This is a genomic window from Luteipulveratus flavus (assembly GCF_029439465.1).
GTDB classification, from domain to species: domain Bacteria; phylum Actinomycetota; class Actinomycetes; order Actinomycetales; family Dermatophilaceae; genus Luteipulveratus; species Luteipulveratus flavus.
In genome coordinates this window covers 69,576-82,411 of sequence record NZ_JAROAV010000033.1, presented here as the reverse complement: position 1 = coordinate 82,411, position 12,836 = coordinate 69,576, and the positions used below count along the sequence as shown (strand labels likewise).

The window sequence follows — 12,836 nt, the reverse complement described above, 5'->3', positions numbered from 1 at the left end:
GGCCGGCGCTCAGGTCGACCGCTGAGCGCGCAGGCCCAGGTCGCGCCGTAGCGCCGGCAGCACCCCGACCAGCCTGGGGTCGTGCTCCCGGGCGGTGACCATGGACAGCCGGAGCCGGGCCGCGAACGGCAGACGCTCGACCGCCTCGCCCTCCCGCAGGTCGGACGCCACAGCGCTCCGCGGCACCACCGCCGGCTGGCCACGTCGCCGCGCCATCGCCAACGTGGTCGGCAGGGTGACGCCGCGGCGCGCGGTGGCGCCGAGCGACTCGAGCCTGGCCTGCAGCACCGGGGCGCCGAGGTCGTACGTCGAGAACGCCACCGACCGGCCGGCCAGCGGCAGCCGGCCCCGGCTCAGCGGTGGCACCCCCAGCGGGCGGAACAGCACGAGCTGGTCCTCGCCGAGGGCATGGACGAGCACACCCCGAGGGAGGGTGATCTGCTCGGCGATCGCGACGAAGGCCGCGTCCATCGTGCCTTCGGCGACCCAGGCGATCAGCTGGTCGCCGTGGTCGATGCGCTGGTCGATCGGCACGTCCGGGAGCAGCTCGTCCAGGGCCGGAAGCACCGCCGCCGCAAGGCTCGCGAACGTGCCGACGACCAGCGTTCGCGTGGTGGTGGCGGCGACGGTGGCCGCGTACATGCCATCGAGGTGACCGAGCACGTGCTCCGCCTGGCGGGCCAGCTCCAGGCCGGCGGGTGTGGGCCGCGCGCCGGTGGTGTCGCGCTCGAACAACGTCACCCCGCAGCGGCGCTCGACCCGAGCCAGGCGTTGGCTCGCCGACGGCTGGGTGGTGCCGAGCTCGCGGGCTGCGCCGCCCACCGACCCGGCGCGCCGGACCGCGAGCACCAGCCGCAGATCCTCGACACTCGGAGATGGGCTCATAGGGACAGCCTATGTCCGGCCAGCTCGAACCCAGGTCTACCGGGACCCGGCCGCCGGGCCGAGAGTCGAGTCATGAGTGCACGACGAGACGCGACCCTGCTCTTCGCGGGCTACGCGCTGAGCGAGCTGGCCTTCCGGTTCGCGCAGATCGCGCTGCCCCTCGTCGTGCTCCGCACCACGGGGTCGGTGGCCGCGACCGGGCTGGTCGGTGGCGCGTCCGGCATCCCGGCGCTGCTGTCGCCGTGGTGGGCTCGAGGGCTGCGGCAGCGCATCGCGTCCGGGCGCGGGCTGGCACTGACGCAGGTGGCCGAGGCCGCGGCGCTGGCCATGGTCCCTCTGCTCGCCTGGGCACACCTGATGAACGTCGTGACCCTCGCGGCCGCCGGACTGGCGCTCGGCAGTGCCCAGACGCTGTCGGCGCCCGGTCTGATGGCCCTGTTCGCCGATGTCGGGGACCGGCTGGGTCCAGGCCGCGCGGTCACCCTGCTGACCTGGCAGGACGGCGTCCGTCGGACCACGATGCTGCTCGGCCCGGCGATCGGCGGTGTCGCGGTTGCTCTCGACTGGACGCTGCAGGCGCTGTGGTTCGAGTCGCTCATGCTGCTGCTGTCCGCGCTGCTCGCCCTCCCCGTCCGCGGGTCATGCCTCGACGACGTGGGCCAGGCGGCTGCGGCGCCGGCCATCCGCGACGTGCTCGTGGGCCGGGCCGACATCGCCCGCGGCTGGGTCATGCGGGGGACCAGCTGTCTGACCTGGTTCGCGTTCACGATCGGCACGTCCGTCATCGGCGCCGACCGCGGTCGTCCGGGCCTCTACTTCGCGGCCGGGATGACCGGGTACGGCGTGGGGTCCCTGGCCGGGACAGCGGTCGCCTCCGCAGTGGTGCGCCGGTACGCCCCGATGACCGTGGCGCGTTCGGCCTGGGTCGTGGGCGGACTCGCCTGGATCGGCATGGCCGCCTGGACGACGCCGGTCGGGGTCGCCGCCTGCGCGGGCATCGGCGGCGGCTTCGTCGTCGTCGGGATCGCCGCCGTCAACCGGTCCATCACCGACGCCGGTGCCGGACCGGTCCGGCGCGCGCTGATGGGTGGTCAGTCCGTCGTCGTGAACGCGACCAGCAGCGCGGGCCTGCTCGCCGGGGCACCGTTGATCGGCGTGATCGGAGCGCGTCCGACCCTCGTCGGGACCGGGGTCCTCACCGCACTCGCTGCGCTGGCCGGTCCTCGTCTGCGGCTGCGCCGGCTCGAGCCTGCGGGCGGTGCCCCACTGGTTCCGGACGTCGGTCGTCCGGAAGCCGCTCTACCGTCACGGACATGAGCGACACGACGAGCAGCAACGCGCCGAAGCCACGGCTGGACCTGATCATCCTGGACTGCCCGGACGCCCTGGCGCTGAGCCGCTTCTACGGTGAGGTGCTCGGGTGGGAGGCCGAGGACGGCGCCGACCGGGACTTCGTCACCCTCGCACCTCCGCAGGGCGGCATCACGCCCGACAACCCGGACGGGCGGACCGCACTGGCGTTCCAGCGGATCGAGGACTGGGTCGAGCCCACCTGGCCCGGCGGCGCGCACCCGCAGCAGATTCATCTGGACCTCAGCGTGCCGGACATCGATGCGGCCGAGCCCGCCGTGCTGGCCGCGGGCGCGCGGGTGCACGAGCACCAGCCGTCGAAGGACGGCGGCTTCCGGGTCTACGTGGACCCGGCCGGCCACCCGTTCTGCCTCATCAGCTGATCCGCGCGGCGGACTCTCACATGGAGTGCACCGCTCGCTGACCCTGCCGTACGGCGTCGGTGGTCACGATGTCCTTGCCGAACGGCACCACCGTCACCGGGATGAGCTTGATGTTGGCGATCGCGAGCGGGATGCCGATGATCGTGACGGCCTGCAGGACGGCGGTGACGACGTGGCCGAGCGCGAGCCACCAGCCGGCGAGGACGAACCAGACGATGTTCAGGACCACCGCGCCTGCTCCGGCACTGGGCTTGTCCACGATGGTCCGCCCGAAGGGCCACAGCACGTACGAGGCGATGCGGAACGAGGCGATCCCGAACGGGATCGTGACGATCAGGATGCACATGATCAGCCCCGCGAGCGCGTAGCCGATCGCCAGCCACAGGCCGGCGAGCACGAACCAGATGAGGTTGAGGAGCAGCCTCATCGCGAGGTGCCATCCGAGCGCGTCGCGACGTCGAACGACCACAGCTCGGCGCTCATCCCCACCGGACGCTGTGATGCCCCGCCGGAGTGGGCGGCCTGACCGGACTCACCGCCGCGCTCGCCGGCTCGGTCGCCGGAGGTGCCGCGGTGGGCGTTCTCGAAGCTCTGGCCGCTCTTCCACGCCTCGAACGACTCCTCGTCGGCCCAGCGGGTGATGACCAGCCAGGTGGTGCGCTCGTCGGTCGGCCGGAGCAGCTCGAACCCCTCGAAGCCGGGCTGGTCGTCGACCGCTCCGGCACGCGGCGAACCGCTGCGCGAGCTCGTCGCCGCTGTCGGCGGGCACGGTGATGGCATTGATCTTCACGACGCTCATGGCATCGAGCCTAGAACCGGTCCCGGCGATCGTTCGGGGAGACCGGTGCGGCCGTCGTACCCTGGATGCCGCCATGAAGACCTATGAGGTGCGCACCCACGGGTGCCAGATGAACGTCCACGACTCCGAGCGCATCAGCGGCCTGCTGGAGTCGGCGGGTTATACCGACGTGAGCGGGCTGGCGACGGGGGAGCGCCCGGACGCACCGGACGTCGTCGTGTTCAACACCTGCGCGGTCCGGGAGAACGCCGACAACAAGCTGTACGGCAACCTCGGCCACCTCCGTCCGGTGAAGGACGCGCACCCGGGCATGCAGATCGCCGTCGGTGGCTGCCTGGCGCAGAAGGACCGGGGCGAGATCGTGCGGCGTGCGCCGTGGGTCGACGTGGTCTTCGGCACCCACAACGTCGGCTCGCTGCCGGTGCTGCTGGAGCGCGCGCGGCACAACGCCGAGGCGCAGGTGGAGATCCTGGAGTCGCTGGAGACGTTCCCCTCGACGCTGCCGACCCGGCGTGACTCCGCCTACTCCGGCTGGGTGTCGATCTCCGTGGGCTGCAACAACACCTGCACCTTCTGCATCGTGCCGAGTCTGCGCGGCAAGGAGAAGGACCGCCGGCCGGGGGAGATCCTCGCCGAGGTGCAGGCGCTGGTCGACCAGGGCGTCGTCGAGGTCACGCTGCTCGGCCAGAACGTCAACTCCTACGGCGTCGAGTTCGGCGACCGGCTCGCGTTCGGCAAGCTGCTCCGGGCGTGCGGTGACATCGAGGGGCTGGAGCGGGTCCGGTTCACCAGCCCGCACCCCGCGGCGTTCACCGACGACGTCATCGACGCGATGGCCGAGACCCCGAACGTCATGCCGTCCCTGCACATGCCGCTGCAGGCCGGCTCGGACAAGGTGCTGAAGGACATGCGCCGGTCGTACCGGTCGGCGAAGTTCCTCGGCATCCTCGACCGCGTGCGCGACCGCATGCCCGACGCGGCGATCACGACCGATCTCATCGTCGGCTTCCCCGGCGAGACGGAGGAGGACTTCGAGGAGACCTTGCGCGTCGTCCGCGAGTCGCGCTTCTCCTCCGCGTTCACCTTCCAGTACTCCATCCGTCCCGGTACGCCCGCGGCGACCATGCCGGACCAGCTGCCGAAGGCGGTCGTGCAGGAGCGGTTCGACCGCCTGCTCAAGGTGCAGGAGGAGGTCTCCTGGGCCGAGAACCGCGCTCAGGAGGGCCACACGGTCGAGGTGCTGGTCGCGCCCGGCGAGGGCCGCAAGGACGCCGCCACGCACCGGCTGTCCGGCCGGGCCCGCGACAACCGGCTGGTGCACATCGGCGTTCCCGAGGGCGCCGACCGGCCACGTCCGGGCGACATGGTGACGGTCGAGGTGACGTACGGCGCCCCGCACCACCTCGTCGCGGACTCCGGTGTGCAGGGCGGCACGTACAGCGTGCGCCGTACCCGAGGCGGCGACGCCTGGGAGGCGCTGCAGGAGGACGCCGCCGAGGGTGTCACCCGCAAGCCCGCCGTGGCGCTCGGCATGCCGCAGATCGGCAAGCCCGAGACGCCGGCTCTGGCCGCACCCGCCTGCGGCATCTGACGGCTCGCGCTGGTTGAGCCGGCACCTTCGCTGGTCGAGCCGGTCCGGAGCGCTAGCGGAGGATCCGTGTCGAAACCACCGCAGCCGCGAGGGAGTCTCCCTGTGTGTCACCGGGTTTCGACACGGGCTCGCGCTGGGCGCTCGCCCGGCTCAACCAGCGGATCGGGCTCAACCAGCGGATCGGGCTCAACCGGCGGATCGGGCTCAACCAGCGGATCGGGCTCGACAGGCGAGCGGTCAGTCGGCGAGGAAGGCCGGGACGCGGTCCTTCGGTCGGCCGATGATGGCCCGGTCGCCCTTGACCAGCACGGGTCGCTGCATCAGGCGCGGGTGCTCGACGAGCACGGCGACGACCTGGTCGGCGGTCGCGACGTCGGCGTCGGTCAGGCCGAGCTCGGCAAACGCGGCGTCACGGCGGACCAGGTCCGTCGGCTCGTCCTCCAGCCGGCCGAGCAGGTCACGCAGCAGGTCGGCGTCCAGCGGCTGATTCAGGTACTGCACGACCTCGGCGTCCAGCCCGGCGGTACGGATCGCGTCCGCCGCCGCGCGGGAGGTCGAGCAGCGGGGGTTGTGCAGCAGCGTCACGTCACTCATGGGGGCCGACGGTAGCGGCCGCGCTCGCGCGATGCGGCGGCGTCTCCACCGGCCGGTGGTGCCGTAGCCTGAACCCATGACCTCGGCGTCTCGTCCCTCGACCGCATGGTGGTGGCTGCCCTGACCGGCGGCCGCTGACGAGACCCACGACTCATCTCACGCCGCCCTCGGGCGGCGTTCGTCGTAGGTGGCGACCCTCCCGCGGGCACGAACCCGAGGAGCGACCATGACCAACCCTGAACCCGCTGACGACGCCTCGTACGAGATCGCGCGCGAGCGCAGCGACGAGCTGCACCGGACCATCGACGACCCCGACGCCCTGGGCCGCGCCGACCTGCGGATGCTGACCGGCGACCGGCCGACCGGTGAGCTGCACATCGGCCATTACCTGGCGAGCCTGCGCAACCGAGTCACGTTGCAGGACAAAGGTGTCGAGAGCTTCGTGATCATCGCCGACTACCAGGTCATCACCGACCGAGATGCCGTCGGCGCGATCGGCGACCACGTGCGCGGGCTGGTCCTGGACTACCTCGCGGCGGGAATCGACCCGCAGCGGTCCACGATCTTCACCCACTCGGCCGTGCCGGCGCTGAACCAGCTGGTGCTGCCGTTCCTGTCGCTGGTCACCGACGCCGAGCTGCGTCGCAACCCGACGGTGAAGGACGAGCTCGCCGACACTGGCAACCGCCCGCTCAGCGGACTGCTGCTGACGTACCCGGTGCACCAGGCGGCGGACATCCTGTTCTGCCACGGCAACGTCGTCCCCGTCGGGCGCGACCAGCTGCCGCACATCGAGCAGACCCGGGTGATCGCCCGGCGGTTCAACCGTCGGTACGCCGAGGGTCGGGTGGTCTTCCGCGAGCCCGAGGCGCTGCTCAGCGACGCACCGCTCATCCTCGGGGTGGACGGCCGCAAGATGGCCAAGTCCCGCGGCAACTCGATCACGCTGGGCGCGAGTGCGGACGAGACCGCTCGGCTGATCCGTGGCGCCCGGACCGACTCCGAGCGGCACATCACCTTCGAGCCCGAACGCCGTCCCGAGGTGGCGAGCCTGCTGACGACCGCGGGTCTGTTCCTCGGTGCGGACCCGCGGGCGCTCGCCGAGCAGGTCGGCGACGGGGGAGCGTCGGCCCTCAAGAGGCTGGTCACCGAGGCGGCGAACGACGGTCTCGCGCAGCACCGACTCCGCCGTGCCGAGCTCGCCCGCGACCCGGCATACCTCAGTACCGTTCTGCGAGAGGGGAATTCACGTGCCCACGAGGTCGCCGAGACGACGCTCGCCCAGGTGCGCGAGGTGATGGGGATGGCCTACTGACGGCGCTCAGTGGGCCGCGCGTGCTGCCTCGGACCAGGAGGTGCTCGGCCGTCCGCGGGTGATCAGCCTGCCGAACCCGGCGGCGACGAAGAACATGAGCACGCCGTAGACCGCGGCGGGCACCGCCATGTCCTCCTGGTCGAGGGCCGTGAGGGCGACGGTGATGGCGAGCGTGCTGTTGTGGACGCCGATCTCGAACGACGTCGCGACCGCCTGTCGGTGACTCACGCCGAGAGCGCGGGGCACGAAGAAGCCGGTGCTGAGACTGATGGCGCAGAACAGCACCGACACCAGCCCGACGTCGGCGATGTATCCACCGACGTCGTCACGCGCGCCGAGGATCGCGCCGACGATGACCAGCACCAGGATGGCAGCGGAGGCGATGCGGACCGGCTGGTCCATACGGTCGGCGAAATCGCGGTTGCGCCGTCGGACGAGCATGCCGATGGCCACCGGGACCAGGACGACTGCGAAGACCGAGAGCATCTTGCCGAGCTGGAGCCCGACCTCGCCCTCGCCGTCGAGGAAGTGACCCAGCGCAAGGTTGGTGATGACGGGCAGGGTGACGATCGCGAGCACGGAGTTGATCGCCGTGAGCGTGACGTTGAGGGCGACGTCGCCTCTGAACAGGTGGCTGAACAGGTTGGCCGTCGTGCCGCCGGGCGAGGCGGCGAGCAGCATGAACCCGACCGCGAGGAAGGGTTCGAGGTCGAACAGGACGACGAGCGCGAAGGCGACCGCCGGCAGCACGACGATCTGACAGACAAGTGCGACCAGCACCGCCTTGCGACTGCGCAGGGCACGGGAGAAGTCGTCCGGGGTGAGCGACAGGCCGAGCCCGAGCATGATGACGGCGAGCGCGATCGGCAGGCCGATCGTCGTGAGCGTGGAGTGCATGTGACGCACCTCACCACATGCGGTGGCCCGGCGTGGTGGGAACGGCTCCAGCCGTCACGCCCGGTGGAGGTTCGAGTACGCCGCGTGGCAGCGGTCGCAGTCACAGGTGCGGGTGGCGTGCATGGAGCCGGTGTTGCGGGGCGAGCCCGGCACGTACAGCGGCTCGGGGTCTCCGCCCGGCGAGGTGAACGTCTCCTGCACGACCGGCTGCGGGTCCGGTTCCGGGCGGCCGGAGACACAGCACGGGCATGCGGTGTAGCCGCGGTGGCGTTGCTCGTGCCAGTCGACCGGGTGGGGGCAGGCGCGGCAGCGGTGGGTGAGGATCGCCATGGACGCGACCCGACCACCTCGACCAGGTCGAAGGTCAACCCCGCGCGGACTCGTACCGGCGCAGCGCCTCCTCGCGCTCCTCCTTGTGGTCGATGATGCGCTCGGGGTAGCCCTCGTCGTAGCCGGCCTCGTGGTCCCAGGGTGAGTGCGCCTTCTTGCCCTCCAGGTGGCGCAGCTCGGGGACCCACCGCCGGACGTAGTCGCCCTGAGGGTCGAACTTCTCGCCCTGCGTCACCGGGTTGAAGACCCGGAAGTACGGGGCGGCGTCGGTGCCCGTGCCGGCGACCCACTGCCAGCCGTGGTTGTTGGAGGCGATGTCGCCGTCGATCAGGTGGTCCATGAAGTGCCGCGCACCGATCGGCCACCAGGTGTGCAGGTCCTTGGTGAGGAAGCTCGCGGTGACCATCCGGACCCGGTTGTGCATCCAGCCGGTCTCCAGCAGCTGACGCATGCCGGCGTCCACGAACGGGAACCCGGTGCGCCCCTCCTTCCAGGCCTCGACATGCTCGCCGGGGTCGTCGTACGTCATCCCCTTCAGCGCCGGCCGCAGGTCGTGCCACGCCGAGCGTGGGTGGTGGTAGAGGACGTCGGCGTAGAACTCGCGCCAGGCCAGCTCGGTGCGCAGGGTGGAGGCGCCGGTGCTCCGCAGCCGCGAGATCCGGGACAGCAGCGTGCGCGGATGGATCACGCCGAGCTTGAGGTAGGCCGACATCCGGGAGGTGCCGTCCACGGCCGGACGGTCGCGGTCGGTGTCGTAGGCGGCGATCGCCTCGTCGACGAAGTCCTCCCACCGCTCGCTCGCGGCGGCCTCGCCGACCGGGAGCAGCGGATCGCCCTTCGCGGCCTTGTCGACCGCGTCCTGGGCCGTCTTGTGGGAGTCGGCGGTCGCCCAGCGCAGGCTCTTGGGCGGGTTCGCGGCGCCGGGCCAGCCGTGGTCCTGCCACGCGCGCGAGAACGGCGTGAAGACGGCGTACGGCGTCCCGTCGTTCTTGACCACCCGGCCCGGGGCGACGGCGTACGGCGTCCCGGTCGCGACCAGAGGGACGTCCCCGAGCGCGTCCTCGACGGCCTCGTCCCGCCGACGTCCGTGCGGGGTGCTCTCCCGGGAGACGTGCACGCTGCTCGCGCCGACCTCCCGCGCCAGCGCCGGCACGACCTTCTCCGGATCGCCCATCCGCAGCACGAGCCTGCCGTCATAGGTGTCGGACAGGTCCTTCAGGGTGTGCGCCAGCCAGCCGCGCCGCGCGTCGCCCGCGCCCTTCCACAGGGCGGGCTCGACCACGAACACGGGGACCACGCCACCGGCACCGGCCTGCTCGACGGCGGCGTTCAGGGCGGGGTGGTCGTGCAGGCGCAGGTCGCGTCGCAGCCACAGGATCGCAGGATCGGCCATGCCCTCGACCCTAGGACAGTCGATCAGGAGTAGGGGACGCTCCAGCCGGTGGGTCGGACCGGCGGCAGGGGGCTCGGGCCGTCGCCGCGGCGCACGGCCAGGATCTGGTCCACTCCCATCCGGCCCTGCTCGAAGCTGAGCAGACCGCCGGCGAGGTAGAGCTCCCACACCCGCACCACCTCGGCGCCGACGAGGTCCAGGATCCGCTCGCGGTTCCGGTCGAACCGGGTCTGCCACGCCCGGACCGTCCAGGCGTAGTGCTCGCGCAGGGCGTGCACGTCGCGCACCTCCAGGCCGGCCGACTCGAGGTGGTTCACCGTCTCGCCGACCGGGCGCATCGTCATGTCGGGCGCGATGAACGCCTCGATGAACGGGCCGCCGCCGCGGTTGCGCCGCCCGGACCGGGACATCTGCTGGATCAGCACCCGCCCGTCGGCGCGCACGCAGCGGGCCAGCGTCGCCGCGTAGGTCGGGTAGTTGCGCTCGCCGACGTGCTCACCCATCTCCAGCGAGGCGACGGCGTCGTACGGCGGGTCGGCGATCTCGCGGTAGTCCTGCAGCCGGACGGTGACCCGGTCCTGCAGACCGCGCTCGCGGACGCGCTGCTCGATGAACGCCTTCTGCTGCTGCGAGATCGTGATGCCGGTGACCGAGGCGCCGTACGCCTGGGCGGCGTGCAGCGTGAGCGAGCCCCAGCCGCAGCCGACGTCGAGCAGCCGCATCCCGGGGCCGGCGTCGAGCCCGAGCTTGCGGCAGACCAGGTCGAGCTTGTCCCGCTGGGCGTCCTCCAGGGAGTACGTCGACGTCTCCCCGCCGTCCAGGTCCGCCCCGGTGACGTACGCGCAGGAGTAGGCCAGGTGGGCGTCCAGGACGAGGGCGTAGAACGCGTTGGACAGGTCGTAGTGGTGGTGGATCACCGCCTTGTCGCGGCGCATCGAGTGCAGCCGGCCGGTCACCGCGATCTGCGTGCTCGGCATCGCCGGTGGCGCACCCAGCACGTCCCACTCACGGGCCAGCCGCGCCGCCTGGGCGAGCAGACGCGGGCTGGGCCGTACGGCGGTCAGACCACGGCCGCGGACCTGGGCCCACAGGTGCCGCAGTCCGTCGGCGAGGTCCCCGTCGACGGCGAGCTCGCCCGCGACGTACGCCTGCGCGGCACCGAGCTCGCCCGGGTGCCAGAGCATCCGGCGCAGCGCCTGTGGGCTGCGCAGGTGCACGACGGGTACGCCGGCGGGTCCGGCGGTGCTGCCGTCCCAGGCGCGGATCCGCACCGGCAGCTCACCACCCGCGAGCGGTGCGAGGAGCTCGGCGAGCCGCGGCGCGACGGGGGCGGCGCTCATGCCGCGGCCTGCTGGTAGGTGAGCTGGTGGACGTCCAGGTACCCCGCGCGGAACCCGCCCTCGGAGTAGCGCAGGTAGAAGGTCCACATCCGGCGGAAGACCTCGTCGAAGCCCAGCCGCTCCAGGTCGTCCGTGCGGGTCCCGAAGGTGCTCGCCCACCGGTCGAGGGTGGCGGCGTAGCTGTCGCCCATCGCCAGGTCGTCGGTGCAGCGCAGGCCGCTCGCCGCCGCCGACTCCGTCAGCATGTCGGTCGAGGGCAGCGCGCCGCCCGGGAAGATGTACTTGTGGATCCAGGTGTAGCCGTCCTTGGTCTCCAGCGCGCGCCGGTGCGGCATGGTGATGGCCTGCACCACCGCCCGGCCACCCGGAGCGAGCGAGCGGTTCAGCACGGCGAAGTACTCGTCCAGGTAGTCCAGCCCGACCGCCTCGATCATCTCCACCGACACGACGGCGTCGTAGGTGCCGCTGACCTCGCGGTAGTCGCGCAGCGCGATGTCGACCCGATCGGCGTGGCCGGCGCGCTCGACCTTGGCCCGCGCCCACTCCAGCTGCTCCTGCGAGAGCGTCACGCTGTCGACCAGGGCACCGCGGGCGGCGGCCCGCAGGGCGAGCTCGCCCCACCCGGTTCCGATCTCCAGCAGCCGGGTGCCCTCCCGTACCCCCGCCTGGTCGAGCATCCGGTCGATCTTGCGGTGCTGGGCGGTGGCCAGGTCCTCCGCCGGGTCGGCGAGCAGGGCGCTGGAGTAGGTCATGGTCGGGTCGAGGAACAGCGCGAACATCTCGTTGGACAGGTCGTAGTGCCGCTCCACGTTGCTGCGCGAGTTCTCCGGTGAGGGCCGGTCCGCCCGGGGCTGGCGCGCGAGGTAGGAGGACCGCATCCGCTTCATCGGGGCGGGGACCAGGGCGTCGACGCCGGTCGCGAACGCCGCGATGAGCTCGGCCAGGTCGTCGCTGTCCCACTCGCCGGCGAGGTAGGACTCGCCGAACCCGATGAGGCCGGTCGAGCCGACCCGGCGCAGGAAGGCCCGCAGGTCGTGCAGCTGCATCGTGGGCGCGCCGGGCTCGGCCCGGGCGCCGCCGATCGCCGTCCCGTCGGGCAGCACCACGCGCACCGCCAGCCGGTCGACGGCGCGACGGAAGAGACCGCGGGTCACGGCGGCCGCCGTCCGGGCGCGCACACCCGGGGGGACCTGCGCGACGTCCGGCCACCGCTCGGGGTCGACCAGGACACGGGGGACGGCGGGGGAGAGGGTGGTCATACGGCCTCCTGGCGCTGATGACGCGGACGGGGCTGGACGGGGAGACGGCGAAGCCACAACCGGATGCCCTGCACCCGGATGCGGGCGCTCACCAGGTGCGGCGCGAGCGGCAACCGGACTGCGACGCGCAGCGCGTCGCGTGGGCCGGCCGGCCGGCCGGTCCATCGGGTGACGAAGGGCGGGTGCCCGTCGCGATGGAGCGTGATGCGGACGTCGACGGCCTCGCCTGGAACGGGGACCGACATGGTGTACGAGCCGTGCTGGTCGTTGAACGGCGAGACGTAGAGCGCCTTCTCGGTGGTGGCGGTGCCGCGCCGGTCGGGCTCGACGAGATAGGCGTGGCGCTCGCCGTAGGTGTTGCGGACCTCGGCCACGACCCCGACGAGCCGGTGGGCGGCGTCCCAGCACCAGTAGAGCGTGAGCGGGTCGAACGCGTGGCCGAGGCTGCGCGCTCCGGTGAGCGCGAGCACCTTGCCACCCCGCAGGTCCACGTCGTGCGTGCCGAGGAAGTGCTCGAGGTTCTGCACCCAGGTGGACGCGGGGTCTCCCAGGTGGTCGGCCGCCCGGAACGTGACGAACGGCTTTGCCCACCAGGGGATCTCACGCGAACGTGACACGTCGAGCAGCCAGGCGCACCCGTCGTACGTGAAGTCGTTGTGCAGTGGTGCGGTGCGGGTGTGGCGCACCTGGGTCAGCATGA

At 72.1% G+C, this 12,836-nt stretch carries 14 protein-coding genes; 4 read left to right on the top strand and 10 right to left on the bottom strand.

Translation table 11 applies throughout. From position 1 onward, the window contains the following. Positions 1-9: 9 nt before the first annotated feature. Entirely contained in the window at positions 10-885 is an 876-nt protein-coding gene (locus P4R38_RS13585; protein ID WP_277192599.1) for a LysR family transcriptional regulator, read from the bottom strand. 72 nt (positions 886-957) lie between these two features. Here P4R38_RS13585 and P4R38_RS13580 point away from each other — a divergent pair, with 72 nt between their 5' ends. Both P4R38_RS13580 and P4R38_RS13575 read left to right on the top strand, forming a co-directional pair. Then, positions 958-2,202: an MFS transporter gene (locus tag P4R38_RS13580; RefSeq protein ID WP_277192598.1), complete on the top strand. Its 1,245-nt coding sequence runs from the start codon at positions 958-960 to the stop codon at positions 2,200-2,202. Then, complete coding sequence (locus P4R38_RS13575) at positions 2,199-2,618, top strand: VOC family protein (protein WP_275238736.1); 420 nt, start codon at positions 2,199-2,201, stop codon at positions 2,616-2,618. The genes P4R38_RS13580 and P4R38_RS13575 overlap by 4 nt, the downstream gene beginning before the upstream one ends. A 16-nt stretch (positions 2,619-2,634) precedes the next feature. On the opposite strand, the gene P4R38_RS13570 is transcribed toward P4R38_RS13575, so the two are convergent. Both P4R38_RS13570 and P4R38_RS13565 read right to left on the bottom strand, forming a co-directional pair. Further along, the gene (locus tag P4R38_RS13570; RefSeq protein ID WP_277192597.1) at positions 2,635-3,045 is read right to left on the bottom strand and encodes a YccF domain-containing protein; all 411 of its coding nucleotides are present in this window, start codon (positions 3,043-3,045) and stop codon (positions 2,635-2,637) included. Next, the gene (locus P4R38_RS13565; protein ID WP_346770759.1) at positions 3,042-3,398 is read right to left on the bottom strand and encodes an antibiotic biosynthesis monooxygenase family protein; all 357 of its coding nucleotides are present in this window, start codon (positions 3,396-3,398) and stop codon (positions 3,042-3,044) included. Before P4R38_RS13565 ends, P4R38_RS13570 begins: the two co-directional genes overlap by 4 nt. Before the next feature lie 92 nt (positions 3,399-3,490). Here P4R38_RS13565 and miaB point away from each other — a divergent pair, with 92 nt between their 5' ends. Next, positions 3,491-5,008 carry a tRNA (N6-isopentenyl adenosine(37)-C2)-methylthiotransferase MiaB gene (miaB, locus tag P4R38_RS13560; RefSeq protein WP_277192596.1) on the top strand — a complete coding sequence of 506 codons (1,518 nt, stop codon included), beginning with the start codon at positions 3,491-3,493 and terminating at the stop codon, positions 5,006-5,008. A gap of 237 nt (positions 5,009-5,245) precedes the next feature. On the opposite strand, the gene P4R38_RS13555 is transcribed toward miaB, so the two are convergent. Further along, positions 5,246-5,602, bottom strand: coding sequence for an ArsC/Spx/MgsR family protein (locus tag P4R38_RS13555; protein WP_277192595.1), 357 nt, complete (start codon positions 5,600-5,602; stop codon positions 5,246-5,248). A 226-nt stretch (positions 5,603-5,828) separates the two neighbouring features. Here P4R38_RS13555 and trpS point away from each other — a divergent pair, with 226 nt between their 5' ends. Further along, positions 5,829-6,917, top strand: coding sequence for a tryptophan--tRNA ligase (trpS, locus tag P4R38_RS13550; RefSeq protein WP_277192594.1), 1,089 nt, complete (start codon positions 5,829-5,831; stop codon positions 6,915-6,917). Positions 6,918-6,923: 6 nt separating this feature from the next. Here the strand turns inward: trpS and P4R38_RS13545 are convergent, their stop codons facing one another. From P4R38_RS13545 to P4R38_RS13520, 6 genes are read right to left on the bottom strand one after another with little or no spacing between them, the layout of a single operon-like run. After that, positions 6,924-7,814, bottom strand: a complete 891-nt coding sequence (locus P4R38_RS13545) for a bile acid:sodium symporter family protein (RefSeq protein ID WP_275238730.1) — start codon at positions 7,812-7,814, stop codon at positions 6,924-6,926. 54 nt (positions 7,815-7,868) lie between these two features. Then, positions 7,869-8,144, bottom strand: a complete 276-nt coding sequence (locus P4R38_RS13540) for a hypothetical protein (RefSeq protein ID WP_275238729.1) — start codon at positions 8,142-8,144, stop codon at positions 7,869-7,871. A gap of 34 nt (positions 8,145-8,178) precedes the next feature. Beyond that, on the bottom strand, positions 8,179-9,537 hold the full coding sequence (locus tag P4R38_RS13535) for a cryptochrome/photolyase family protein (protein WP_277192593.1): 1,359 nt from the start codon (positions 9,535-9,537) through the stop codon (positions 8,179-8,181). Positions 9,538-9,560: 23 nt separating this feature from the next. Then, positions 9,561-10,877 carry an SAM-dependent methyltransferase gene (locus P4R38_RS13530; RefSeq protein WP_277192591.1) on the bottom strand — a complete coding sequence of 439 codons (1,317 nt, stop codon included), beginning with the start codon at positions 10,875-10,877 and terminating at the stop codon, positions 9,561-9,563. After that, the gene (locus P4R38_RS13525) at positions 10,874-12,136 is read right to left on the bottom strand and encodes an SAM-dependent methyltransferase (RefSeq protein ID WP_277192590.1); all 1,263 of its coding nucleotides are present in this window, start codon (positions 12,134-12,136) and stop codon (positions 10,874-10,876) included. The genes P4R38_RS13530 and P4R38_RS13525 overlap by 4 nt, the downstream gene beginning before the upstream one ends. Further along, on the bottom strand, positions 12,133-12,834 hold the full coding sequence (locus P4R38_RS13520; RefSeq protein ID WP_277192589.1) for a DUF1365 domain-containing protein: 702 nt from the start codon (positions 12,832-12,834) through the stop codon (positions 12,133-12,135). The genes P4R38_RS13525 and P4R38_RS13520 overlap by 4 nt, the downstream gene beginning before the upstream one ends. Positions 12,835-12,836 lie beyond the last annotated feature (2 nt).

What these genes read in the sequence shown, in the direction of transcription:
- P4R38_RS13555 (WP_277192595.1), bottom strand. Translation starts at nt 5,602, where the DNA reads ATGAGTGACGTGACGCTGCTGCACAACCCCCGCTGCTCGACCTCCCGC.
- P4R38_RS13525 (WP_277192590.1), bottom strand. Translation starts at nt 12,136, where the DNA reads ATGACCACCCTCTCCCCCGCCGTCCCCCGTGTCCTGGTCGACCCCGAG.
- trpS (WP_277192594.1), top strand. Translation starts at nt 5,829, where the DNA reads ATGACCAACCCTGAACCCGCTGACGACGCCTCGTACGAGATCGCGCGC.
- P4R38_RS13520 (WP_277192589.1), bottom strand. Translation starts at nt 12,834, where the DNA reads ATGCTGACCCAGGTGCGCCACACCCGCACCGCACCACTGCACAACGAC.
- P4R38_RS13530 (WP_277192591.1), bottom strand. Translation starts at nt 10,877, where the DNA reads ATGAGCGCCGCCCCCGTCGCGCCGCGGCTCGCCGAGCTCCTCGCACCG.
- P4R38_RS13575 (WP_275238736.1), top strand. Translation starts at nt 2,199, where the DNA reads ATGAGCGACACGACGAGCAGCAACGCGCCGAAGCCACGGCTGGACCTG.
- P4R38_RS13570 (WP_277192597.1), bottom strand. Translation starts at nt 3,045, where the DNA reads ATGAGGCTGCTCCTCAACCTCATCTGGTTCGTGCTCGCCGGCCTGTGG.
- P4R38_RS13565 (WP_346770759.1), bottom strand. Translation starts at nt 3,398, where the DNA reads ATGCCATCACCGTGCCCGCCGACAGCGGCGACGAGCTCGCGCAGCGGT.
- P4R38_RS13535 (WP_277192593.1), bottom strand. Translation starts at nt 9,537, where the DNA reads ATGGCCGATCCTGCGATCCTGTGGCTGCGACGCGACCTGCGCCTGCAC.
- P4R38_RS13540 (WP_275238729.1), bottom strand. Translation starts at nt 8,144, where the DNA reads ATGGCGATCCTCACCCACCGCTGCCGCGCCTGCCCCCACCCGGTCGAC.
- P4R38_RS13545 (WP_275238730.1), bottom strand. Translation starts at nt 7,814, where the DNA reads ATGCACTCCACGCTCACGACGATCGGCCTGCCGATCGCGCTCGCCGTC.
- P4R38_RS13585 (WP_277192599.1), bottom strand. Translation starts at nt 885, where the DNA reads ATGAGCCCATCTCCGAGTGTCGAGGATCTGCGGCTGGTGCTCGCGGTC.
- P4R38_RS13580 (WP_277192598.1), top strand. Translation starts at nt 958, where the DNA reads ATGAGTGCACGACGAGACGCGACCCTGCTCTTCGCGGGCTACGCGCTG.
- miaB (WP_277192596.1), top strand. Translation starts at nt 3,491, where the DNA reads ATGAAGACCTATGAGGTGCGCACCCACGGGTGCCAGATGAACGTCCAC.